The 20,422-nt window shown below is 60.7% G+C and carries 17 protein-coding genes, 1 rRNA gene and 1 pseudogene; 12 read left to right on the top strand and 7 right to left on the bottom strand.

Annotated elements, in window-relative coordinates:
- Positions 1–90 (top strand): 5S ribosomal RNA (gene rrf / locus A7P95_RS12520); the annotation flags it as partial.
- 214 nt (positions 91–304) lie between these two features.
- Here the strand turns inward: rrf and A7P95_RS09810 are convergent.
- Positions 305–745, bottom strand: a complete 441-nt coding sequence (locus A7P95_RS09810; protein WP_067594690.1) for a bactofilin family protein — start codon at positions 743–745, stop codon at positions 305–307.
- A gap of 41 nt (positions 746–786) precedes the next feature.
- Positions 787–1,665, bottom strand: a complete 879-nt coding sequence (locus tag A7P95_RS12365; protein WP_067594687.1) for a M23 family metallopeptidase — start codon at positions 1,663–1,665, stop codon at positions 787–789.
- Positions 1,666–1,972: 307 nt separating this feature from the next.
- Here A7P95_RS12365 and A7P95_RS09800 point away from each other — a divergent pair, with 307 nt between their 5' ends.
- The 4 genes and pseudogenes from A7P95_RS09800 to A7P95_RS09785 all read left to right on the top strand — a co-directional run bounded on the left by A7P95_RS09800 (position 1,973) and on the right by A7P95_RS09785 (position 7,898).
- Positions 1,973–2,503 (top strand): hypothetical protein, encoded by a 531-nt coding sequence (locus A7P95_RS09800; protein ID WP_067594684.1) that lies wholly within the window; start codon positions 1,973–1,975, stop codon positions 2,501–2,503.
- Positions 2,504–2,593: 90 nt separating this feature from the next.
- On the top strand, positions 2,594–6,076 hold the full coding sequence (smc, locus tag A7P95_RS09795; protein ID WP_067594680.1) for a chromosome segregation protein SMC: 3,483 nt from the start codon (positions 2,594–2,596) through the stop codon (positions 6,074–6,076).
- A gap of 112 nt (positions 6,077–6,188) precedes the next feature.
- Positions 6,189–7,112, top strand: coding sequence for a LysR family transcriptional regulator (locus tag A7P95_RS09790; protein WP_067594677.1), 924 nt, complete (start codon positions 6,189–6,191; stop codon positions 7,110–7,112).
- 133 nt (positions 7,113–7,245) lie between these two features.
- A pseudogene (locus tag A7P95_RS09785) lies at positions 7,246–7,898 on the top strand (IS1595 family transposase).
- Positions 7,899–8,024: 126 nt separating this feature from the next.
- On the opposite strand, the gene A7P95_RS09780 reads toward A7P95_RS09785, so the two are convergent.
- Both A7P95_RS09780 and A7P95_RS09775 read right to left on the bottom strand, forming a co-directional pair.
- Positions 8,025–9,008: a phosphatidate cytidylyltransferase gene (locus A7P95_RS09780; protein ID WP_067594674.1), complete on the bottom strand. Its 984-nt coding sequence runs from the start codon at positions 9,006–9,008 to the stop codon at positions 8,025–8,027.
- Positions 9,009–9,142: 134 nt separating this feature from the next.
- Positions 9,143–9,739, bottom strand: a complete 597-nt coding sequence (locus tag A7P95_RS09775; protein ID WP_067594670.1) for a phosphatase PAP2 family protein — start codon at positions 9,737–9,739, stop codon at positions 9,143–9,145.
- A 150-nt stretch (positions 9,740–9,889) separates the two neighbouring features.
- Between A7P95_RS09775 and gloB the strand changes: the two genes are divergently transcribed.
- On the top strand, positions 9,890–10,639 hold the full coding sequence (gene gloB / locus A7P95_RS09770) for a hydroxyacylglutathione hydrolase (protein WP_067594667.1): 750 nt from the start codon (positions 9,890–9,892) through the stop codon (positions 10,637–10,639).
- A gap of 244 nt (positions 10,640–10,883) precedes the next feature.
- Here the strand turns inward: gloB and A7P95_RS09765 are convergent, their stop codons facing one another.
- The gene (locus A7P95_RS09765; RefSeq protein WP_067594664.1) at positions 10,884–11,459 is read right to left on the bottom strand and encodes a TetR/AcrR family transcriptional regulator; all 576 of its coding nucleotides are present in this window, start codon (positions 11,457–11,459) and stop codon (positions 10,884–10,886) included.
- A gap of 173 nt (positions 11,460–11,632) precedes the next feature.
- Between A7P95_RS09765 and A7P95_RS09760 the strand changes: the two genes are divergently transcribed.
- The 6 genes from A7P95_RS09760 (at position 11,633) to A7P95_RS09735 (ending at position 19,333) form a co-directional block, all read left to right on the top strand.
- Entirely contained in the window at positions 11,633–12,613 is a 981-nt protein-coding gene (locus tag A7P95_RS09760; protein WP_067594661.1) for an HlyD family secretion protein, read from the top strand.
- Between the two features lie 9 nt (positions 12,614–12,622).
- A complete protein-coding gene (rbbA, locus tag A7P95_RS09755; RefSeq protein ID WP_067594658.1) occupies positions 12,623–15,379 on the top strand; it encodes a ribosome-associated ATPase/putative transporter RbbA in 2,757 nt (918 codons plus the stop codon).
- Position 15,380: 1 nt separating this feature from the next.
- Positions 15,381–16,505 (top strand): ABC transporter permease, encoded by a 1,125-nt coding sequence (locus A7P95_RS09750; protein WP_067594655.1) that lies wholly within the window; start codon positions 15,381–15,383, stop codon positions 16,503–16,505.
- 120 nt (positions 16,506–16,625) lie between these two features.
- Positions 16,626–18,077 (top strand): efflux transporter outer membrane subunit, encoded by a 1,452-nt coding sequence (locus tag A7P95_RS09745; RefSeq protein WP_067594652.1) that lies wholly within the window; start codon positions 16,626–16,628, stop codon positions 18,075–18,077.
- Between the two features lie 168 nt (positions 18,078–18,245).
- Complete coding sequence (locus A7P95_RS09740; protein ID WP_245636601.1) at positions 18,246–18,689, top strand: ankyrin repeat domain-containing protein; 444 nt, start codon at positions 18,246–18,248, stop codon at positions 18,687–18,689.
- Positions 18,690–18,904: 215 nt separating this feature from the next.
- The gene (locus A7P95_RS09735) at positions 18,905–19,333 is read left to right on the top strand and encodes an SRPBCC family protein (RefSeq protein WP_067594649.1); all 429 of its coding nucleotides are present in this window, start codon (positions 18,905–18,907) and stop codon (positions 19,331–19,333) included.
- Between the two features lie 17 nt (positions 19,334–19,350).
- Here A7P95_RS09735 and A7P95_RS09730 read toward each other — a convergent pair whose 3' ends face one another.
- Both A7P95_RS09730 and A7P95_RS09725 read right to left on the bottom strand, forming a co-directional pair.
- A complete protein-coding gene (locus tag A7P95_RS09730; RefSeq protein ID WP_067594647.1) occupies positions 19,351–20,019 on the bottom strand; it encodes a lysophospholipid acyltransferase family protein in 669 nt (222 codons plus the stop codon).
- A gap of 4 nt (positions 20,020–20,023) precedes the next feature.
- Complete coding sequence (locus A7P95_RS09725) at positions 20,024–20,404, bottom strand: hypothetical protein (RefSeq protein WP_067594644.1); 381 nt, start codon at positions 20,402–20,404, stop codon at positions 20,024–20,026.
- Positions 20,405–20,422 lie beyond the last annotated feature (18 nt).

Raw genomic sequence — 20,422 nt, 5'->3', positions numbered from 1 at the left:
CCCACGCCTTCCCATCCCGAACAGGACCGTGAAACGAACCAGCGCCGATGATAGTACGGATACCCGTGCGAAAGTAGGACACTGCCAAACACCTATTCCGACACCCCGGCTTAATCAGCCGGGGTGTTTCCTTGTGGGGGACAAGCGAATTTCAGAGAAAATCTTGAGGAATAAAGTAGGGGAGAATATGTAGCGGCGGCGAGTTGTGGTTCAGTTTATACGAGGCAAAGCAGCCAAAGGCCCTGAAAAGTTTCAGGTAGCCTTTGCTTATGCTGTATGGGGAAAACAGCGAACAGGCTTGGACTTATTTGCCTGCTGCTTTCTCAGGTGGGGCGATGGCCTTGTCGGGACTGCCGGCGGGGGGCAGGGTGGCGTTGCCGGCGTTGCGGTCCATGCGGATGTCGCCGGTATAAACGGCGCCGTCTTCCACTTGCAGCGATTGGGTGCGGATGTTGCCGGTTACCCGGGCGTTCGGCTTCAGGTGGAGTTTTTTCACTTCGATCAAGCCTTCGGTTTTGCCGAATACCACCAATTCGCTGCCGCGGATATCGCCGTTTACCGCGCCTTTGTCGCCGATAATCACTGTGCCGCCGGCCTGCACATTGCCTTGAATCTGGCCTTCAATCTTTACCGATTGCTGGCTCAGGATGTCGCCCTGAATCCGGCATTGGGCGCCGATGATGGTATCGATGGCGCTGGGTGCGTTGCCGGTGGGTTGGGAACGTTCTTTCTTGTCTTTAAACATGGTTATTTCTCCGTGATTTGGCTGGAAGGAAGGGATAAGGATTATTTGGCGAGGCTGAGGAAGCCTGCGGGATCATGCGGTTCGTTGTTCAGGCGCACTTCGTAGTGCAGGTGCGGGCCGGTGGAGCGGCCGGTGGAGCCGAGTTTGCCGATGAGGTCGCCGGCTTTAACCGTTTGCCCGGTTTGCACGTCGATGTGCGACAAATGGCCGTACACCGTGCTGTAGCCGTAGCCGTGGCGCACTTTCACTACTTGGCCGTAGCCGTTCATGGTGCCGGCAAATTCCACCGTGCCGTTGGCGGTGACGCGCACTGGGTCGCCGATGTTGCCGCGAAAGTCTAAGCCGTGGTGGAATTCGCTGCCACGCCCGCTAAACGGGTTGTGCCGCGGGCCGAAGCCGGAAGACAGCCCGCCTTGTGCGGGGCGGCCGAGCGGCATGCTACGGGCGGCTTTCAGCAGTTGTTCGATGATTTGGCTGAACTCCGGCGTATCGGCCGGCGGCAGGATGCTGACCGGGCCGCCGGCCTGGCTGATGGGTTTGCCATCTTCGGATTTGGGCGGTGGCGGCGAGGGCACGTTGGCGCCGCGCTGGCGCAGATATTCGCGCAGCTCGGCTACGGCTTTTTCCGATTGCGCCAGCTGGTTGAGTTTGGCGGAAACTTCGGCGGAACGCGCTTCTTTCAAGTCTTCGATTTCTTGGGCGAGCTGTTGCGTTTGCGCCTGCTGTTGGGCAAATTGATGGTAGCTTTGGTAGTAGCGCCAGCCTAGCGCCAGCAGGCCGGCCAGTAGCGCTGCCGTGGCGAGGGAAAGCCCGATAATGGTGGGTTTGATGGCACGCAGCCGTGATTCTTCGATCACAAAGGTTTCGGTGTGCTGTTCGTCCAGCACCATTACGGTAACGAGTTTCTTTTGCTTATCCATTGATTTCAATAGTAAATGAGTTGTTACTCAAGACGGGGCATTGTATTACAAAATGCTATCGTTTGGCAAAAACAAATCTATCGTTTGGCGGACGGTTTTGGGTTGGTCAGTCGGCAGTTTTCAGGTAGCCTTAAGCCCATGCATGGTTTATCTTGCTTGTTTCGCTATACAATTTGGCTGCTGAAATACAGGAGGCGGGATGGGCAATTTTTTTCACACCATACGGCAGATACAACAGAACAAAGAGCGACTGAACCGCGATTTTGCGAAGATTCAATTCAGCCTGCCTTGGCTTTAGCTGAGCGGCATGTTGGTAGCCGCAGGCGTGGGTATGGGCGCCTTGGTGTCGGCGGCGGAAAACCACAAGCGCTGGCAGCATTTGCGCACGCCCGTATCCTATGTGCGCTATGGCAGCGGCGAACTGACGCGGCGCCAATGGTATGACGATGACGACAATCCGCATATCGCCGGCACCATTCGTACGGCAGAGACGGCACGCAGCTCAATCTGGATTGCCGCAACCCGGCCGACCCGCTCTGCCAATACGATGAAGAGCTGTGGCAGCGGGAAGAGCGCCTGCCGATGCAGCGCGTGGTGCGGGCCGGGGCTGAGCTACCGCGTGATCACCGAGCTGGACTACACCAAAGACGGCATCGTGCGCCAATACCGTGCCGAATTCAGCCCGCAGCAGGAAGCCGAGCAGTGGCGGTGTTATGCGCGCGGCTGGACACGCGCTGCCTTGGTGGCTTGGGGATTGTGGCTGTGGCTGAGCATCGCCTGGTATCGGCGCGCCCGCAGGCAGCGTTTGCGCCGCAAGAAACAGCAAAAGGCTACCTGAAAACTTATCCGTAAAGCAGCGGATGTTTTCAGGTAGCCTCTCCCACCCGCTTCCGATAAAATACCGCGTTCCGTTTTTTCCACACCCTTCATGCGTTTAACCCACATCAAACTGGCCGGCTTCAAATCCTTCACCGATCCCACCACCATCCACGTTCCCGGCCAGCTCGTGGCCGTGATCGGGCCTAACGGCTGCGGCAAATCCAACGTCATCGACGCCGTGCGCTGGGTGCTGGGCGAAGCCTCCGCCAAACAGCTGCGCGGCGAAAGCATGCAAGACGTCATCTTCAACGGCGCCGCCACCCGACGCCCTGCCCCCCGCGCCTCCGTGGAGCTCGTATTCAGCAATGCCGACGGCAGCCTGCAAGGCGCATGGGGGCAATACGGCGAAATCAGCATCCGCCGCCAGCTCAACCGCCAAGGCGAATCCAGCTACTACATCAACGGCCAGCTAGTGCGCCGCCGCGACATCACCGACCTCTTCCTCGGTACCGGCGTGGGCGCGCGCGGCTATGCCGTGATCGAACAGGGCATGATTGCCCGCATCATCGAAGCCCGCCCCGAAGAGCTGCGCGCCCACATCGAAGAAGCCGCCGGCGTATCCAAATATAAAGAACGCCGCCGCGAAACCGAAAACCGCCTGCGCGACACCCGCGAACACCTCCAGCGCCTCGGCGATCTGCAAGCCGAGCTCGGCCGGCAAGTGGAAAAACTCCAACGCCAGGCCGCCGCCGCCGAACGCTACCGTAGCCTCACCGCCGAGCTCAACCACGCCCAAAACCAGCACGACTTCACCCAATGGCGGCACACCCTTGCCGCCGCCGACCAAGCCGCCGAAGCCCACGAACACGCCCGCGCCCGCCAAGACGAGCTCGCCCGCCAAAACCAAGCCCTCGGCGACGCCGTGCACATGCTGCGCCAAACCGAGCAAAACCAGCAGGCCGAGCAATACCGGCTGAACCAGCAACACGCCCTCCTGCGCGAGCAAAGCGCCCGCCTCGAAGAACAAATCCGCTCCCGGCAAAGCCAGCGCCAGCGCCTCGAGCGCGAGCAGGCCGCCGCCCAAGCCGCCATCCAAAAAATCGACAGCGAACACAGCGAGCTCCAGCAGCAACACCGCGCCGCCGCCCAAGCCGCCGCCGAACAGCAAGCGCAGCTTGAGCTCCTCAGCGCCGAAGCCGACGCCCTCGAAGAACAACTGCCCGCGCTTGAAAGCGCCGGCCGCCAAGCCGCCGAGCAGCAGCAAAGCCGCCGCGACGAAGCCGACCGACTGCGCCGCGAGCTCGCCCTCAAACAGCAGCAGCTGCAACACAGCCGGCAAAATATCGGCCGGCTGCAAGAGCGCCAAGCCAGGTTGCAGCAAGAAACCGCCGCCCTCGCGCCCGCCGACGGCGCCGCGCCCGCTGCCGCCCAAGTGCACACCGAAGCCCTTGCCGGGCAATACCAACGCGGCGAGCAGCAGCTGCAACAACTAGAAGAGCAAACAGGCTACCTGAAAACCGCCCTGCAAGCCGCCCGCGAACACGAGCAGGAACAGGAACGCCGCATCCTAGCCGCCCAAGCCGAGCAGCACACCCTCGCCGCCCTCCTGGCCGAGCAGGCCGGCCACGACTTCTGGCAGGGCAGCGGCCAAGCCGAAACCCCCGCCCTGTGGCAGCACATCCGCGTGCCCGAAGCCTGGCAGGGCGCGCTGGCCGCCGTGCTCGGCGAGCGGCTCAACGCCCGCGCGCTGCCCGCCGATTTCCGGCCGCCTTCTCCGCTGCCCGAAGCCGCCGCCGCCTGGTTCAGCCGCGAAGCCCATGCCCACCGCACCGCCAGCCCCGCCCAAGCCCTAATCCACCAAATCCAGGCCGAGCCGCCTTTTCAGGTAGCCCTCGCCCATTGGCTCGAAGGCATCCTGTGCGCCCCCGATTTAGACTACGCCCTCGCCCACCGCAGCCGCCTCGAGCCCGGCCAAGAATGGCTCACTCCGCAAGGCCACCGCATCGACCGCCTCGGCGTGCTGCTGCACCATGAAGCCGGCGCCGGCCGCCAAATGCGCCTGCACAGCCGCCACGACGAGCTCGCCGCCCAGCTGGCCGAATGGCAGCCGAAATTTCAGGTAGCCCAAGCCGAAGCCCGCAAGCTGGCACAGCAGCAGGCCGAAGCCGAAGCCGCGCTGCGCCAAGCGCAAAGCGAACAGCGCCGCCTTGCCGCCGAGCTCGCCGCCGCCCGCCAGCAGGCCGGCGAACAGGCCGCCCGTGCCGCCCAAGAGCAGCAGCGCCGCCAGCACATCGCCCAAGAGCAGGCGCAATTGGCGCAGGAAATCGAAGAACTGAGCCTCGCCGCCGAACTCTTGGCCGAAGAAAATACCGCGCTCAAAGAAGCCCTGTCCGAGCTGGAAGAAGGCAGCCGCGAGCAGGCCGAACACAGCCGGCAGGCGCAGCAAGCCCTGCGCCAAGCCCAGCAGGCCGTGCTCGAAGCCGCCCGACACCGCAACGCCGCCGAAATCGAAGCCCAGCGCCAGCAACAGCAGCTGCACTATCTCGGCAGCCGCATGGCCGCGCTGGTGCAGCAGAAAGCCGACTGGCAGCAGCGCCAGCACGAGCTCGCCCTCACCTACGCCGAAGACAGCGAAGACGAACAGCGCCTTCAGCTGGAAGCGCTTGCCGAATCCGCCTTCGCGCTGGAAGAGCAAATGCAGGCCGCCGCCGCCCAGCTGGCCGCCACCCAAGAGCAGGGGCGCGAGCAATACGCCCGCCAGCAGGCGCTGGCCGCCGAACTGCCCCAATGGCAGGCCGCCGCCCAAACCGCCCTGCTGCAACAGCAGGAAGCCCTGCTCAACGCCAAACACTTCCACGACAATTTATTAGCTCGCCAAGCCGATTTGCCCGCACTCGAAGCCGAGCAGCAGGCAGGCTACCTGAAAAAAGACTGGCCGCAGCAAATCGACAGCCTGTCCCGCCGCATCCAAGCCCTCGGCGCCGTGAACCTGGCCGCGCTCGAAGAGCTGGCCGAAGCCCGCGAGCGCGACGGCTACTACCAAACCCAGCGCCAAGACCTGCAATCCGCCATCGAACTGCTGGAAGAAGCCATCGCCCAAATCGACGGCGAAACCAAGCAGCGCTTCCAAACCACCTTCGATGCCGTAAACGCCAAAATGCAAACCTTCTTCCCCACCCTGTTCGGCGGCGGCGAAGCCGCGCTGCATATGACGGGCGACGACTTGCTCAGCGCCGGCGTTTCCATCATGGCGCGCCCGCCCGGCAAGAAAAACAGCACCATCCACCTCTTGAGCGGCGGCGAAAAAGCCCTCACCGCCATGAGCCTCGTATTCGCCCTGTTCAGCCTCAACCCCGCCCCCTTCTGCCTGCTCGACGAAGTGGATGCCCCGCTGGATGACGCCAACACCGGCCGCTTCTGCAAGCTGGTGAAAGAAATGAGCGCGCAAACCCAGTTTCTGTATATTTCCCACAACCGCCTCACCATGGAGATGGCCGAGCAGCTCATCGGCGTGACCATGCAGGAAAAAGGCGTGTCCCGCATCGTGGCCGTGGATATCAAGCAGGCGCTGGAAATGGCGGAAACCGATTGAGCGCAAATTTTCAGGTAGCCTCCGCACACGGCAAAGGCTACCTGAAAACTAAAAAATGCAAACAAAACAAAACGCCGGCACAATGCCGGCTGAGCAAAAGGCTACCTGAAAAATGGAATCCATCATCGAACTGCGCCACCTCAAAACCCTGCTCGCGCTGGCCGAAACCGGCAGCGTGTCGCTGGCCGCCAAGCGCGTGTTCCTCACCCAATCCGCCCTGTCGCACCAAATCCGCGCGCTGGAAAACTACTACGCCACGCCGCTGTTCGAGCGCAAATCCAGCCCGCTGCGCTTCACCCCCGCCGGCGAGCGCCTGCTCCAGCTGGCGCGCGAAATCGTGCCGCAGGTGGCCGCCGCCGAGCGAGACATGGCGCAGATTGCCGGCGGCGGCAGCGGCGAATTGCGGCTGGCGGTGGAGTGCCACACCTGTTTCGATTGGCTCATGCCCGCCATGAGCGACTTCCGCCCGCTGTGGCCCAAGGTGGAGCTGGATATCGTGTCCGGTTTCCAGGCCGATCCGGTGGGGCTCTTGCTGCAACACCGCGCCGACCTCGCCATCGTATCCGAAGCTGTGCCGCAGGCCGGCATCCGCTACCAGCCGCTGTTTGCCTACGAAATGGTGGGCATCTGCGCGCAAGATCACCCGTTGGCCGCCAAGCCGGTGTGGCAGGCGCAGGATTTTGCCAATGAAACGCTGATCACCTACCCCGTGCCCGACGATATGCTCGACCTGCTGCGCAAAATCCTGCTGCCCGTGGGCATCAACCCGCCGCGCCGCCACAGCGAGCTCACCATCGCCATCATCCAGCTGGTGGCCAGCCGGCGCGGCGTGGCCGCCCTGCCTTATTGGGCGGTGATCCCCTACTTGGAAAAGGGCTACATCGCCGCGCGCACCATCGGTAGCCCGCCGCTCACCAGCGAGCTCTACGCCGGCATGCGCAGCGACGACGCGCACAAAAGCTACCTCGATAATTTCTGCCAAATCGTGCGCGAGCGCGGCTTTGCCGATTTGCCCGGACTGAGCGTGCTGGAATAGCGGCACGGGCGGAGGCGTGTCGGATTTTTCGGCACAAGCGGTATTCGGAGAGATATGGGAAAGGGTTGGCTCATGCGCCAAGGCGATTTTTTAAGGGGCTGTACTAGATTAGCAGTGATGTTACCCTCAAAATATGAAGATAACTCACTGCAAATTAAAGAAGAAAGCACAAAAAGAACTGCTCCGTTTTTTGTGTTGGAAGTTACCGCCCGTTCCTCTGCCGATATTTTAGGCATACAACCCAACTCTGCTATCCTGTTCTACCACAAAATCCGCCAAGTCATCAGCCATCATCTGGCACTGGCTGCCGATGAAATTTTCGCCGGCCCGGTTGAACTAGACGAAAGCTATTTCGGCGGACGCCGCAAAGGCAGGCGAGGACGCGGTGCGGCAGGCAAGGTAGTGGTATTCGGCATCCTGAAACGACAAGGACGGGTCTATACCATTGTGGTGGATAACGCCAAGTCTGAAACGTTACTGCCTGTCATCAAAAAGAAAATCATGCCGGACAGCATTGTTTATACCGACAGCCTGAGCAGTTACGACAAGTTGGACGTGAGTGGTTTTATCCATCACCGTATTAACCATTCCAAGGAATTTGCAGACCGTCAAAACCACATCAACGGCATTGAGAATTTTTGGAATCAGGCAAAACGTGTCTTACGCAAATACAACGGAATCGACCGCAAATCTTTCCCGCTGTTCTTAAAAGAATGCGAATTTCGGTTTAACTTCGGCACACCGTCCCGACAGCTTAAAATCCTGCGGAGATGGTGTGGAATTTAGGGCTAATCTAGTACAGGCCCTTATTTTTTCAAAATACGGGAAAACAAAATAAATAATCCATATTTTTAAGCATATTATGCCAGAAATCTTTTTTCAGGTAGCCTGCTATCGCTTTTTTTCCCACCTTCAGCCGTGCCAGAAATAGCGGACGATGTGGAAAAACACGGGTGCGGCGAAGCAGATGGAATCTACGCGGTCAAGCATACCGCCGTGTCCGCGTATCATGTTGCCCCAGTCTTTGACACCGTAGTCGCGTTTGATGGCGGACATCACCAGCCCGCCGAAGAAACCCATCAGGCAGACGACGAAGCCGATTGCGGCGGCCTGACCGTGGGTAAAGGGGGTAATCGGCGACATCAGTGCGGCGAGGACGGTGGCGGACAAAATGCCGCCGACCGTGCCGGATACTGTTTTGGACGGGGAAAGCGAGGGCATGATTTTGGCTCCGCCGACGAGTTTGCCCCAAACGTATTGCAACACGTCCGAAGCCTGCACTACGCCTATCAGGAAAATCAGCAGGAGGATGTTGCCGCCGCTGTCGAAGCCGTCCAAGTTCAGGAACATCAGGGCGGGGACGTGTGAAAGGCAGAAGATGCAAATCATAGCCATCCACTGCGTTTTGGCGGCGCGTTCGAGGAAATGGGCGGTTTGCCCGCTCAGGCTGGCGATAATCGGCAGCAGCAGAAAGCCATAGACGGGGATGAAAATGCTGAACATGCCGTACCAGCCGTCATAGACGAAATAATACTGCACGGGCAAAAGCAGGTAGAAACACGCCACCATGCTGTAATAGTCGCTGCGGCGGCGGTAAACGAGGGTCATAAATTCGCGCAGGGCGGCAAACGAAATTAGGAAAAACAGCACGACCGTCCCCGTTTTGCCGAACCAGAATGCCGCCAGCAGCACCAGCGTCATCAGCCACCAGGCGTAGATGCGGGCGTTGAGGTTGGCGATGGTGGCATTGCCTGCGCCGTTTTTGCGTTTGAGCCATTGCCCGATGACGCTGGCGAAAAGCAATACGGCAAAGACGCCCATAAAGATATAGCCTGCCTGCGGGGCTAAATGGGCGGCTTGGGCGGCGACGGGCGGGGAAGAAAGGGCAAGGCTCATGGCGGGGTCCTTTTGGGGTTTGCCTGCTGGGGCGGAATTTGCTGCGGGCGTGTTTGCTGCGTTGAAACCGAATTTTAGCTCCAAGCAAGTGGATACACAGTTTTCAGGTAGCCTGTCCCCTGCCCCGTCCGGCATCAAACCAGCATCAGCCAGCCATACAGCTTAAACACCAGCCAGCCCAAAAACGCGCCCGCCGGCAAATCAATCAGATAGTGCTGCTTGGTAAACATGCACGAGAGCGCAATCAGCAGCGGGAAGGCAAATGCCGCCGCGCCCATGCTCGGGTAGGCGTGCATGGCGGTGAGCATCGCCACGGAAACGTGCATGCTCGGGAAGCAGTTGGTGGATTGGTCGAACTTCTGCACAAACAGCAGAAACTTCTCCGAAGCCGTTTTGCCCGTGTTGATGCTGCGCCAGTGCGGCGGCGTGGACACCGGCCACAGCCAGAAAAACAGCATCTGCGCAAACAGCAAAATCAGAAAGCTGAACGCCGTCATCACAAACTGCCGCGAATCCGCCATCAGCCAGTTTAAATACAAAATCGCCGGGTAATACAAAAAGCTATACACCCAAGACCACCAAGCCACAAACGGAATTTTCTCATCCAGCCGCGAATTCATCACCTTCGCCGCCCGCCGCGGATGGCGCTGGGTGAAAAAGTAAAACTGATACGCCCCCACAATCAAAATCGCGCTCAGCACCAGATTAACCACATAATCAACCGCAGACATCCGCACCCGATCCTTTGTAAAATGCCGTAAAGGCAGGCATTTTGGCAACCCGCCCCCCGTTTGTCAATTCATTCACCCCCGTACTTCCCAGCAACAGCCATCACCGCTTAAAATCCCAGCACATCCAGCACTCTTTATTCAAAACAAGCCATGCAAATCCTCCCCATCCCCGCCCTCGCCGACAACTACATCTGGCTGCTGCGCCACGGCAGCGAAGCCGTGTGCATCGACCCCGGCGAATCCGAGCCCGTATTAGGCTACCTGAAAACTCAGCGCCTCAGCCTGCGCCAAATTTGGATCACCCACCACCACGACGACCACACCGCCGGCCTGCCCGAGCTGCGCCGCCACTTTCCCGACTGCGCCGTTTATGCCCCGCCCGGCATCCCCCACGCCACCGACACCGTCGGCGAAGGCAGCGGCTGGACGCTCTGGCAGCACCCCGTGCGCGTGTGGCACACCCCCGGCCACACCGACAGCCACCTCAGCTACCTGCTGCAAACGGGCGGCCGGCTGCACGTATTCTGCGGCGACACCCTCTTTTCCGCCGGCTGCGGCCGCGTGTTCACCGGCACCCCAGCCCAGCTCTTCGCCTCCCTGCAACGCTTTGGCAGGCTACCTGAAAACACATTGTTCTATCCCGCCCACGAATACACCGCCGCCAATCTGCGCTTCGCCCAACACATCGAACCGCACAACCCCGCTGTCGCCCGAGGCCTGCAAGATGCCACGCACACCCCCACCCTGCCCGTATCCCTCGCCCACGAACGGCAAATCAACCCCTTCCTGCGCACCGATCATTTTCAGGTAGCCGACCGCGCCGCCGAGCTCGCCGGCCAAACCCTCGCCAACGAAGAGCAAGTCTTCACCGCCCTGCGCGAATTGAAAAACCGCTTCTGAGTTTCCCGCTCTCCAAACGCCAAAGAGGCTACCTGAAAAATTTCAGGTAGCCTTTATTGATACGGCGGATGAACAGGGCAGCCGAAAAACCGCCGCACGCCAGCGCTCTTTTTCAGGTAGCCTGTTTGGATAAACCAATCATGCAATCTGAGAGCGCTCGTTCGGGCTGAGATAACGCTTGCTTTAACTGGCTTCAACCAGACAGCTATTTTTCAGGTAGCCTTTTCCTTGCCAGCAAACGCGCTTACGGCAGCAGCAGCTCGCTCATCTCCGCCCAGGCTTTGCGGATTTCGGGCAGGCGCAGGGGCAGGTCGCGGCTGAAGAAGTAGTCCATGCTGCCCAGGATCATGGTGGCGAGCATATCGGCCTGGTAGTCCCAGTCTTTGTTTGGGTCGGCTTTGGGGTGGCGGCGCACGAAGCGCAGGAATTGCTGCTTAATCAGGCCGTGCATGTCGCGGTAGAGGTGGTGGCGGCGGGTATCGACTTTCCACAGGGCGAGAATGAGCCGCCGCCGGCTGTGTATCCACTCCGAGGCTTCGGGCATCACGCTCAAAAATACATCGAAACTACTCGCCTGAAATCGGGTAAGAATAATGACACTGTATTCGGCTTTGAAATCGGCAATCATCTTGCCGGCCAAATCGCTTTTGCCGGAATAGTATTTATAGAAGGTGGAGCGGTTTACCGGAGCGCGCTCGAGGATGTCCTGCACGCTAATCTGGGCGAAGGGCTTTTCGTGCAGCAGCTCGATAAAGGCTTCACGGATGGCGCGGTGGGTTTTGATGATGCGCGGGTCGGTGCGGGTTTCGGTGTCGGCCATGATGTTTCCTCAGGGTGTTGCCCGAGGCCATTTTGCATTTTTCCATGCGCTTAAGCAACGGTTTTGTCGTTTCCGTATGCTTAGTGGCACGGCCAATCGTTTTTTAGCGGTTTGCAGCGCCCGGCCGCGCCTTTAGAATTATTCCTATTCACGCCTTGCTTTGAGGGATTCCCATGAAACTGCCTAAACGTTTATTGCTCCTGCTGCCGCTGGCCGCCATTGTTGGTATCGGCGCACTTGTGTTCCGCCAATACGGCGCGCCCGACCCGCTCGCGGGCATCGCCCATGCCAACGGGCGGCTAGAATTTGCGCGTATGGATGTGGCCAGCCTGTATGCCGGGCGGGTGGAGGAAATGCTGGTGAAGGAAGGGCAGTATGTGGAGGCGGATACCGTGCTGGCGCGGCTTTCTTCCGATACGGCGCAGGCGCAGCTTTCCGAAGCGCAGGCCGGCAAGGCGCAGCTGGAGCAAACCGTGCGCCGCGCCCAGGCGCAGGTGAGCGCGCAGCAGCAGCAGCTGAAAACCGCGCAGATGGAAGCCGACAATGCCCGCCAGCTGTTCCGCGACAATTTGATTTCCCAAGCCGAGCTCAATACGCGCCTGGCGCAGCGTGATGCCGCCCGAGCCGCCGTGCAGGCCGCGCAGGCCGCGCGTAACGAAGCGCAGGCCGGCGTGGGGCAGGCGCAGGCCAAGATGGCGCAGGTGTCTTCCGTGATTGGCGACTTGTCGGTGCGCGCGCCGCAGGCCGGGCGGGTGGAATACCGGCTGGCCGAGCCGGGCAACGTGCTGCCCGCCGGCGGCAAGGTGGTGAGCCTTTTGAACTTGAACGACGCTAGCATCAGCCTCTTCCTGCCCGCGCCCACGGTGAACCAAATCCCGCTGGGCAGCGAGGCGCGCATCAAGATGGACGGGCTGGACGCAGTATTCCCCGCCACAGTTACCTATGTTTCCGCCGAAGCGCAGTTCACGCCCAAATTTGTGGAAACCGCCGAAGAGCGCACCAAGCTGATGTTTCGGGTGAAGCTGCAAATTCCGGCTGATGTGGCCGCCAAATACCAGGGCTACCTGAAAGGCGGCATGACGGCCACCGGCTTCGTGCGCACCGATGCCAAGCAGCCCTGGCCGGCCGAGCTGCACACCCGCCTGCCGCAATAGGGCAAAGCCATGCCAAACGCCATCGAAATCAGCCAACTCTCGCACGCCTACGGCAAACGGCAGGCCTTGCGCGGCGTGTCGCTCACCATCCCGCGCGGCACCACGGTCGGCCTCATCGGCCCCGACGGCGTGGGCAAATCCACGCTGCTTTCGCTGATTGCCGGCGTGCGCACCATCCAAAGCGGCGAAGTGCGCGTGCTCGGGCACAACGTGGCGCACAAAGCCGAGCGGGAGGCGCTGTTGCCGCGCATTGCCTTTATGCCGCAGGGCTTGGGCAAAAACCTCTATCCCACGCTTTCGGTGTATGAAAACATTGATTTCCACGCCCGCCTGTTCGGCCTGAGCAAACCGCAGCGCCGGCAACACATCGCGCGCCTGATGCAGTCCACCGGCCTTTCGCCTTTCGCCTCTCGCGCCGCCGGCAAGCTCTCTGGCGGTATGAAGCAGAAGCTCAGCCTGTGCTGCGCTCTGGTGCACAATCCCGACCTGCTGATTTTGGACGAGCCCACCACCGGCGTGGATCCGCTGTCGCGCCGGCAATTTTGGGAGCTGGTGCGCGAGCTGCGCGCCGAAAACCCCGGCATGACCGTGCTGGTGGCCACGGCTTACATCGACGAAGCCGAGCAATTTGAGCAGCTGCTGGCCATGGACGACGGCCATATTTTAGTGAACGGCGGCACGCAATCCATCCTCGCGCAAAGCGGCTGCGCCACGCTGGAGCAGGCCTATATCCGGATGCTACCTGAAAGCAAACAAACCCATTGGGACGACGCCCAACTGCCTCCCTTCCTCCCCGACGATTCCCTGCCGCCCGCCATCGAAGCCGAAAACCTCAGCAAGCGCTTCGGCAATTTCACGGCGGTGGACCACGTGAGCTTCCGCATCCGCCAGGGCGAAATTTTCGGCTTCCTCGGCTCCAACGGCTGCGGCAAAAGCACCACCATGAAAATGCTCACCGGCCTCTTAGACGCCAGCGAAGGCGAAGCCACCCTCCTGGGCGAGCCCATCGACGCCGGCAGCGCCGCCGTGCGCCAGCGCGTGGGCTATATGTCGCAGGCCTTTTCGCTGTATGAGGAGCTGAGCGTGCGGCAAAACCTGGTGCTGCACGCCCAGCTCTACCAGCTCGGCGAGAACAGTGAAGCCGCCATCGCCGCCGTGTTGCAGCAGTTTGAACTCTCCGATTTGGCCGGTGCCACCCCCGCCGCCCTGCCGTTGGGCGTGCGCCAGCGCCTGCAACTGGCCGCCGCCTGCCTGCACCGCCCGCAGGTGTTGATATTGGACGAGCCCACCTCCGGCGTCGATCCCGCCGCGCGCGATATGTTTTGGCAATACCTGTTCCGCATGGCGCGGGAAGAGCGTGTGACCATTTTCGTGTCCACCCACTTCATGAACGAAGCCGCCCGCTGCGACCGCATCTCCCTGATGCACCGCGGCCGCGTGCTGGCCGTGGGCGAGCCGGAAGAACTGCGCCGCCGCCAGCACGCCGACTCCTTGGAAGAAGCCTTTATCCGCTACTTGGAGCAAGACGAAGCCGCCGAACAGCAAAGGCTACCTGAAAAATCTGCGGCCACCCCCGACGCCCCAACTGCCCAAGAAAGGCTACCTGAAAAACCTGCGGCCACCCCCGACGCCCCCTCCGGCCTGCGCTACTGGCTCGCTTCCGTGTTCACCTTTGCCCGCCGCGAAGGCAGAGAGCTGCTGCGCGACCGCATCCGCCTGATGTTTGCCCTCATCGGCCCGCTGGTGTACCTCCTGGCCGGCAGCCTTGGCGTATCGTTCGACGTAAACGAAATGGACTTCGCCGTGCTCGACCAAGACCAAAGCCAATACAGCCGCGAGCTGGCACAAGCCTTCGACGGCTCGGCCTATTTCCGCCAAACCGCCGAGATCGCCTCCCGCGCCGACATCGGCGCCACCCTCACCGCCGGCCGCGCCCGCATGGTGCTGGAAATCCCGCCCGATTTTGGCAAAAACCTGCAATTGCAGCGCCGCCCGCAGCTCGGTTTCTACATCGACGGCTCCTGGCCCTTCGTGGGCGAAAACATCAGCGGCTACGCCCAAGGCATCCTCAGCCAATACGCCGCCGGCCTCTATCGCCAACACGGCATCCGCCTTGCCGCACCCACCGAAATGCAAACCCGCTTCATCTACAACCCCACCTTCAAAAGCATCAACGCGCTCACGCCGGGCTTCCTCATGCTCTCGCTGATGATGATTCCCGCCATGCTCACTGCGCTCTCCGTGGTGCGCGAAAAAGAAATCGGCTCCATCATGAACCTGTATAGCTCGCCCGCCTCGCCCTTTCAGTATCTGCTGGGCAAGCAGCTGCCCTATGTGCTGCTTTCCATGCTCAGCTATCTGTTTTTGCTCGGCGTGGTGGTGTTCGGGTTGGGCGTGCCGCTGAAAGGCTCGTTTGCCGCGCTCACCGCGGGCACGCTGTGTTTCGTGCTCGCCTCCACCGGCTTCGGGCTCTTGGTGTCCACCTTCGTGCGCACGCAGGTGGCGGCGATTTTTGCGGCGGCGATTTTGGCGATGATTCCGGCGCTGGATTTCTCCGGCATGATCTACCCGGCTTCCACCCTGAGCGGCGCGGGCAAATGGATCGGCATCCTCAGCCCCACCAGCTGGTTTCAAACTATCAGCCTGGGCACCATCACCAAAGGCCTGGGCTGGTGCGATGTGGACACGCTGTGTGGCACGCTCTTACTGTTTTTCGCCGTTTATTGGCTCGCCGCCGGGCTGCTGCTGAAGAAACAGGAGAAATAACATGCGCCAATGGCTGAAAAACGTGTGGTATTTGGGCGGCAAGGAAATCCGCAGCTTCTTCACCGATTACGCGCTGTTTGCGCTCTTGGTGTTTATGTTCACATTCAGCGTGTATTCCGTGTCGAAAAACGTGACCACCGAAATGAAAAACGCGGCGGTGGCGGTGTACGACCAAGACCGCAGCGCGCTCACCTACCGCATCCGCGACGCCATGCTCGCGCCACAGTTTAAACAGGTGGACAACATCGAGGCCGGGCAAATCGACCGTGCCATGGACGTGGGCGAATATAGCTTCATCCTCTCCATCCCGCCCAACTACACCGCCGACCTCCTGGCCGGCAAACGCCCGCAGCTGCAATTGTTGGTGGACGCCACCGCCATGTCGCAGGCCGGGGTGGGCTCGGTGTATATCGGTCAAATTGTGAACCGCGAAGTGGGCGATTATTTGGGGCCGCACCATGCCGCCGCCGCGCCCTTCGAGCCGGTGGTGAACGTGCTGTTCAACGAAAACCTGCGCAGCGAATGGTTTATGCCACTCACCCAGCTGGTGGGCAACGCCACCCTGCTCACCATTCTCTTGGTGGGCGCGGCCGTGATCCGCGAGCGCGAGCACGGCACGATTGAGCATTTGCTGGTGATGCCGGTGGGCGCGGGCGAAATTGTGATGGCGAAAATTCTGGCCAACGGGCTGATTATCCTCATTTCTTCCGTGCTCTCGCTGCTCTTGGTGGTGCACCGTGCCGTGGGCGTGCCGATTCACGGCTCGCTGGCGCTGTTTATCGTCTGCCAGGCGGTGTACCTTTTTTCCATGGCCGGGCTGGGCGTGCTGCTGGCTACGCAGGCGCCCACCATGCCGCAGTTCAGCCTGTTGTGTATCATTGTGTATATCGCCGTGTTTCTGCTCTCCGGCAGCTCTTCGCCCATGGAAAATCTGCCGCCCGCCGTGCGCTCGCTCTCCGAGCTCTCGCCGATGACCCAGTTCGTCGCCATCAGCAAGGAAATCGTCTTCCGCGGCGCGGGCTGGAGCATCATCCGCCACCGCGTGCTGATTACCGCCGTTGCCGGCGCCCTCTTCACCGCCCTGGCCGTGATCCGCTTCCGCCGGATGCTGGCGCAGCAGAATTAGCCAAATAGAAAGGCTACCTGAAAAAGTATGTTTTACTTTTCAGGTAGCCCAAGATGCCCGAAAGTCTGCCTGAGCCCACCTCCCTTCTGTTTTCAGGTAGCCCACCCCAAGGAAACCACCATGTCCGCCTCCAAACTCCTCCCCATCGCCCTGGCCCTCCTTCTCACCGCCTGCACCGCCACCCAAATCAACCGCCAGTCCAACATCACGCTGCCCGAACACTTCCAGCACACCGGCCAATCCAACCCCGCCCCTGGCCCCGACCGCTGGTGGCGGCAATGGCCCGACCACCAGCTCGCCCGCCTCATCGAACAAGGCCTGCAACACAACCACAGCATCGCCCTCGCCCAAAGCCGGCTCGAAGAAGCCCGCGCCACCGCCCGCCTCGCCGAAGCCGACCTCCTCCCCAGCGCCGGCCTCGCCGCCAACGCCTACGGCTACCGCAACCACCGCCGCGACCCCTACCTCGGCAACGGCGGCCACCTCGCCTCCGCCAGCTTCAGCGCCGCCTGGGAGCCCGACATCTTCGGCCAAAAAAGCAGCGACGCCGATGCCGCCCGTGCCGCCACCCTCGGCGCCCAAGAGCAGCTCCACGGCAGCCGCCTCCTCATCAGCGCCCAAATTGCCGAACACTACCTGCGCGCCGCCCACATCCAGCAGCAGCAAACCCTCATCGCCCAACAGCTCGCCACCCTGCGCGAACTGTCGCGCTACATCGCCGGCCGCTTCCAAGCCGGCCACGCCACCGCCCACGACACCGGCGCCATCGCCGCCCAAATCCAAGCCCTGGAAGCCCGACAAAGCACCCTGGCCGCCCAGTTCGATGCCCAACAGCGCAGTATCGCCGTGCTCATCGGCCAAACCCCGCAAAGCTTCCGCCTCGATAGCGAAGCCATGCGCCGCGCCGCGCTCCTGCAACACCTGCCCGCCCCGCCCCAAGGCATCCGCCCCGCCGAGCTCCTCAGCCAGCGCCCCGACATCCGCGCCCGCGCCGCCGAAATCCAAGCCCGCAGCGCCCAGCTCGCCAGCGCCAAAGCCGACCTCCTTCCCCGCTTCAACATCCAATTCCTCTGGCAAACCGGCCGCATCGAGCTCAACAGCGACCTCGCCCCCCTCAACCGCGCCCGCAGCGGCAACGGCGGCCTGCTCAGTATCGGCGTGCAGCTCCCCCTCTTCACCGCCGGCCGCATCCGCGCCAACATCCAAGCCGCCGACGCCCGATTGCAATCCGCCCTCATCCAATACGACCAAACCCTGCTGCAAGCCCTCGCCGACGTAGACAACGCCTACCAAGCCCAACACGCCCTCGCCGCGCAACAGCAGCAGCTTCAGCAAGCCGAGCGCACCGCCCGGCAGCAAGTGCGCAACGACCAACAGCTCTTCCGCTACGGCCGCAAAACCCTCGATACCCCCCTGCAATCCCGGCTCACCGCCGCCGACTACAGCCAGCACCTCCTCGACAACCAGCTCGCCGCCGGCCTCAACCTGCTCAACCTCTACAAAGCCATCGGCAGCGGCTGGCAGCAGGAAGGCAGCCAGCCCGCCGCAGCGGAAAGCGCAGCCAGGCCGTAAAATAGGCTACCTGAAAAATCTAGCTTCGCAGACACTTTGCTGCGCTGCGTTTTAACTTCATTGAAACTCACGTTTTCAGGTAGCCATAATAGAAAATGAATGGAGAAATGGCTGCGTTAGGCAGCATTAAGACCAGATGCTATTCTCTTGAGAACAGGAAAATAAATAATGACAGACCCATATGAAAACGATATTGGAATGCAGATAGCCCGTGCAAACCGAGAAGGTAATATCATTTTTCTGGAGGAAATGAGTGATACAGGTAAATTTGATCCGCTTTATATTACTGATCCTGAAAAATGGAACTATTTACATAGAGTTAATAGAAATGCTCATAACCCGGCTCCTCTCTCCACTGTCCTCTTCTATTTGGGAAAAGGCGTAGAGGTAAACGCCCAAGATGGCTACGGCATGACCCCGCTGCATTACGCCATGCTGGCTGAGAACGGCGATGCTGCCCTAGCCCTATTGGAAGCGGGCGCTAACCCCAATATACCCAATCGGGACAATGTGATCCCCTTGGGCATGATGGGCGCCATGCCGCATCGGCTGGATGTGTTGAAAAAAAATGCTGGAAAACGGTGGGGATGTGCACTACCCCAATGCCAATAGCGGGATGGAACTGCTGGCTTTTACCAAGCACTATCGTTCCGAACGAGATGGCTTTAAAGAAATTATTGAACTGATGGAGCAATATGCTTAAATCACCATCGCAGCCGATGGATTGCCAAATTAAGGCTACCTGAAAAATTTCGCTTCGCAGACTCTGCTCCAAAACTCACATTTTCAGGTAGCCTCCACAGCCCTAGCCCCGAAGCTAAAGCATCATGCCCATCCAATCCCGAATCCGCCGCACCGTTCCCGCCGACATCCAAACCGTATGGCGCACCGTTACCTCGCTCACCGACTATGCCTGGCGCAGCGACGTGCAAACCATCGAGCCGCTCGGCGCCGCCTGGTTTTGCGAATGCAGCACATCCGGCATCCGCACCCTGTTCACCGTCATCCAATCCCAGCCGCCGCACCTGTGGGCGTTCGATATGGAAAACGAGCTTTTCTCCGGCAGCTGGGTCGGCCGCTTCACCGCGCTGGGCCAGGGCCGCACCGGGCTGGATTTCACCGAATCCGTTACCCTGAAGCAATGGCGGCCGCGCTGGCTGGTGCGGCTCTACCTGCGCCGCCAGCAGCGCCGCTACTGCCGCGATTTATGCCGCAAATTGCAGCAAACCCTGCCGGAAACCGAAAAGGCTACCTGAAAAATGCCGCCACATTTTCAGGTAGCCTTTTCCTGTTCCCGGCCAGTTTGCGGCTTTAACGCCAGCAGGGCTTCGCGGGTGCGCGTGAGGAAACTTTCCTTGTCTTCGTTATCGCGCAGGGTCAGCGGTTCACCGATGTGGACTTCGCACAACAACGGTACGGGCAATATCTTGCCTTTGGGCAGGACGCGGTTGATGTTGTCTATCCATATCGGCACAAACTCGGTGTCGGGTTTGCTTTTTGCCAGATGGTAAATGCCTGATTTGAAAGGGAGTAGGATGGAGTCGTCGTCCGTGTTGCGCGTGCCTTCGGGGAAGATGATCAGCGAATCGCCCGCTTGGAGCGCGTGGTTCATCTGTTCGGTAATCGCCTGCGGGTTGTCGCTGTGGCGCGGAATCAGGAGGGCATTGAAGACGTTTTGGATGATGAAGCGTTTGAGTTTGCCGGTCAGCCAGTAGTCCGAACCGGCAACGGGGCGCGTGGACTGCCGCCAGCGGCGCGGCAGGGAAATCCACACCAGCACGAAATCGCCGTGGCTGCCGTGGTTGGCGTAATACACTTTCTGCTGCGGGTTGAACGCCAGCTCGCGCGGGCTTTTGGGGCGCACGCCGGTGAGGAAGGATACCGACAGGGATAAGAGTTGGTCGGTCAGCCAGGCAAGTTGTTTTTTAAGAAAATTTTTCATGGCATCAGAGGATTTGGATAAGGAAGGCTGAGGATTGCGCGGCGGTCAGATACAGGCTTTTGCGCCACAGGGCAAGTGCGCCAGATACGCAGCGCGGCATGGAGGGGTCGTCTGAAACGCGGCGCAAACCGCTTTGCCGCAAGGATTGGTCGAAGGCTTCGGGCGTGTATTTCCCTTCTGCAAAATCTTGGAACACGCGGCGGTCGAACCCGATGCGGATGTGGCAGTACAGCAATGCCGCCGCCAAGACAAGCTGCACCGCCGACCACGCGCCGCCGCGCTGCGCGGAGAGGGCGAACAGCAAGGCGTTGAACACGGCGGTGCAGCGGGCGGTGGCGAGCAGGCGGGCGGCAATCAGGCTGTCGGTTTCGGGTGTTGTGTTCATGTTTGTCCTTTTCGTTTC

This window comes from Eikenella longinqua (genome assembly GCF_001648355.1).
GTDB classification, from domain to species: Bacteria; Pseudomonadota; Gammaproteobacteria; order Burkholderiales; family Neisseriaceae; genus Eikenella; species Eikenella longinqua.
The sequence above is the reverse complement of the archived record's forward strand: the minus strand, read 5'-3'. Positions and strand labels throughout refer to the sequence as shown.

What these genes read in the sequence shown, in the direction of transcription:
- A7P95_RS09810 (WP_067594690.1), bottom strand. Translation starts at nt 745, where the DNA reads ATGTTTAAAGACAAGAAAGAACGTTCCCAACCCACCGGCAACGCACCC.
- A7P95_RS12365 (WP_067594687.1), bottom strand. Translation starts at nt 1,665, where the DNA reads ATGGATAAGCAAAAGAAACTCGTTACCGTAATGGTGCTGGACGAACAG.
- A7P95_RS09800 (WP_067594684.1), top strand. Translation starts at nt 1,973, where the DNA reads ATGTTGGTAGCCGCAGGCGTGGGTATGGGCGCCTTGGTGTCGGCGGCG.
- smc (WP_067594680.1), top strand. Translation starts at nt 2,594, where the DNA reads ATGCGTTTAACCCACATCAAACTGGCCGGCTTCAAATCCTTCACCGAT.
- A7P95_RS09790 (WP_067594677.1), top strand. Translation starts at nt 6,189, where the DNA reads ATGGAATCCATCATCGAACTGCGCCACCTCAAAACCCTGCTCGCGCTG.
- A7P95_RS09780 (WP_067594674.1), bottom strand. Translation starts at nt 9,008, where the DNA reads ATGAGCCTTGCCCTTTCTTCCCCGCCCGTCGCCGCCCAAGCCGCCCAT.
- A7P95_RS09775 (WP_067594670.1), bottom strand. Translation starts at nt 9,739, where the DNA reads ATGTCTGCGGTTGATTATGTGGTTAATCTGGTGCTGAGCGCGATTTTG.
- gloB (WP_067594667.1), top strand. Translation starts at nt 9,890, where the DNA reads ATGCAAATCCTCCCCATCCCCGCCCTCGCCGACAACTACATCTGGCTG.
- A7P95_RS09765 (WP_067594664.1), bottom strand. Translation starts at nt 11,459, where the DNA reads ATGGCCGACACCGAAACCCGCACCGACCCGCGCATCATCAAAACCCAC.
- A7P95_RS09760 (WP_067594661.1), top strand. Translation starts at nt 11,633, where the DNA reads ATGAAACTGCCTAAACGTTTATTGCTCCTGCTGCCGCTGGCCGCCATT.
- rbbA (WP_067594658.1), top strand. Translation starts at nt 12,623, where the DNA reads ATGCCAAACGCCATCGAAATCAGCCAACTCTCGCACGCCTACGGCAAA.
- A7P95_RS09750 (WP_067594655.1), top strand. Translation starts at nt 15,381, where the DNA reads ATGCGCCAATGGCTGAAAAACGTGTGGTATTTGGGCGGCAAGGAAATC.
- A7P95_RS09745 (WP_067594652.1), top strand. Translation starts at nt 16,626, where the DNA reads ATGTCCGCCTCCAAACTCCTCCCCATCGCCCTGGCCCTCCTTCTCACC.
- A7P95_RS09740 (WP_245636601.1), top strand. Translation starts at nt 18,246, where the DNA reads ATGACAGACCCATATGAAAACGATATTGGAATGCAGATAGCCCGTGCA.
- A7P95_RS09735 (WP_067594649.1), top strand. Translation starts at nt 18,905, where the DNA reads ATGCCCATCCAATCCCGAATCCGCCGCACCGTTCCCGCCGACATCCAA.
- A7P95_RS09730 (WP_067594647.1), bottom strand. Translation starts at nt 20,019, where the DNA reads ATGAAAAATTTTCTTAAAAAACAACTTGCCTGGCTGACCGACCAACTC.
- A7P95_RS09725 (WP_067594644.1), bottom strand. Translation starts at nt 20,404, where the DNA reads ATGAACACAACACCCGAAACCGACAGCCTGATTGCCGCCCGCCTGCTC.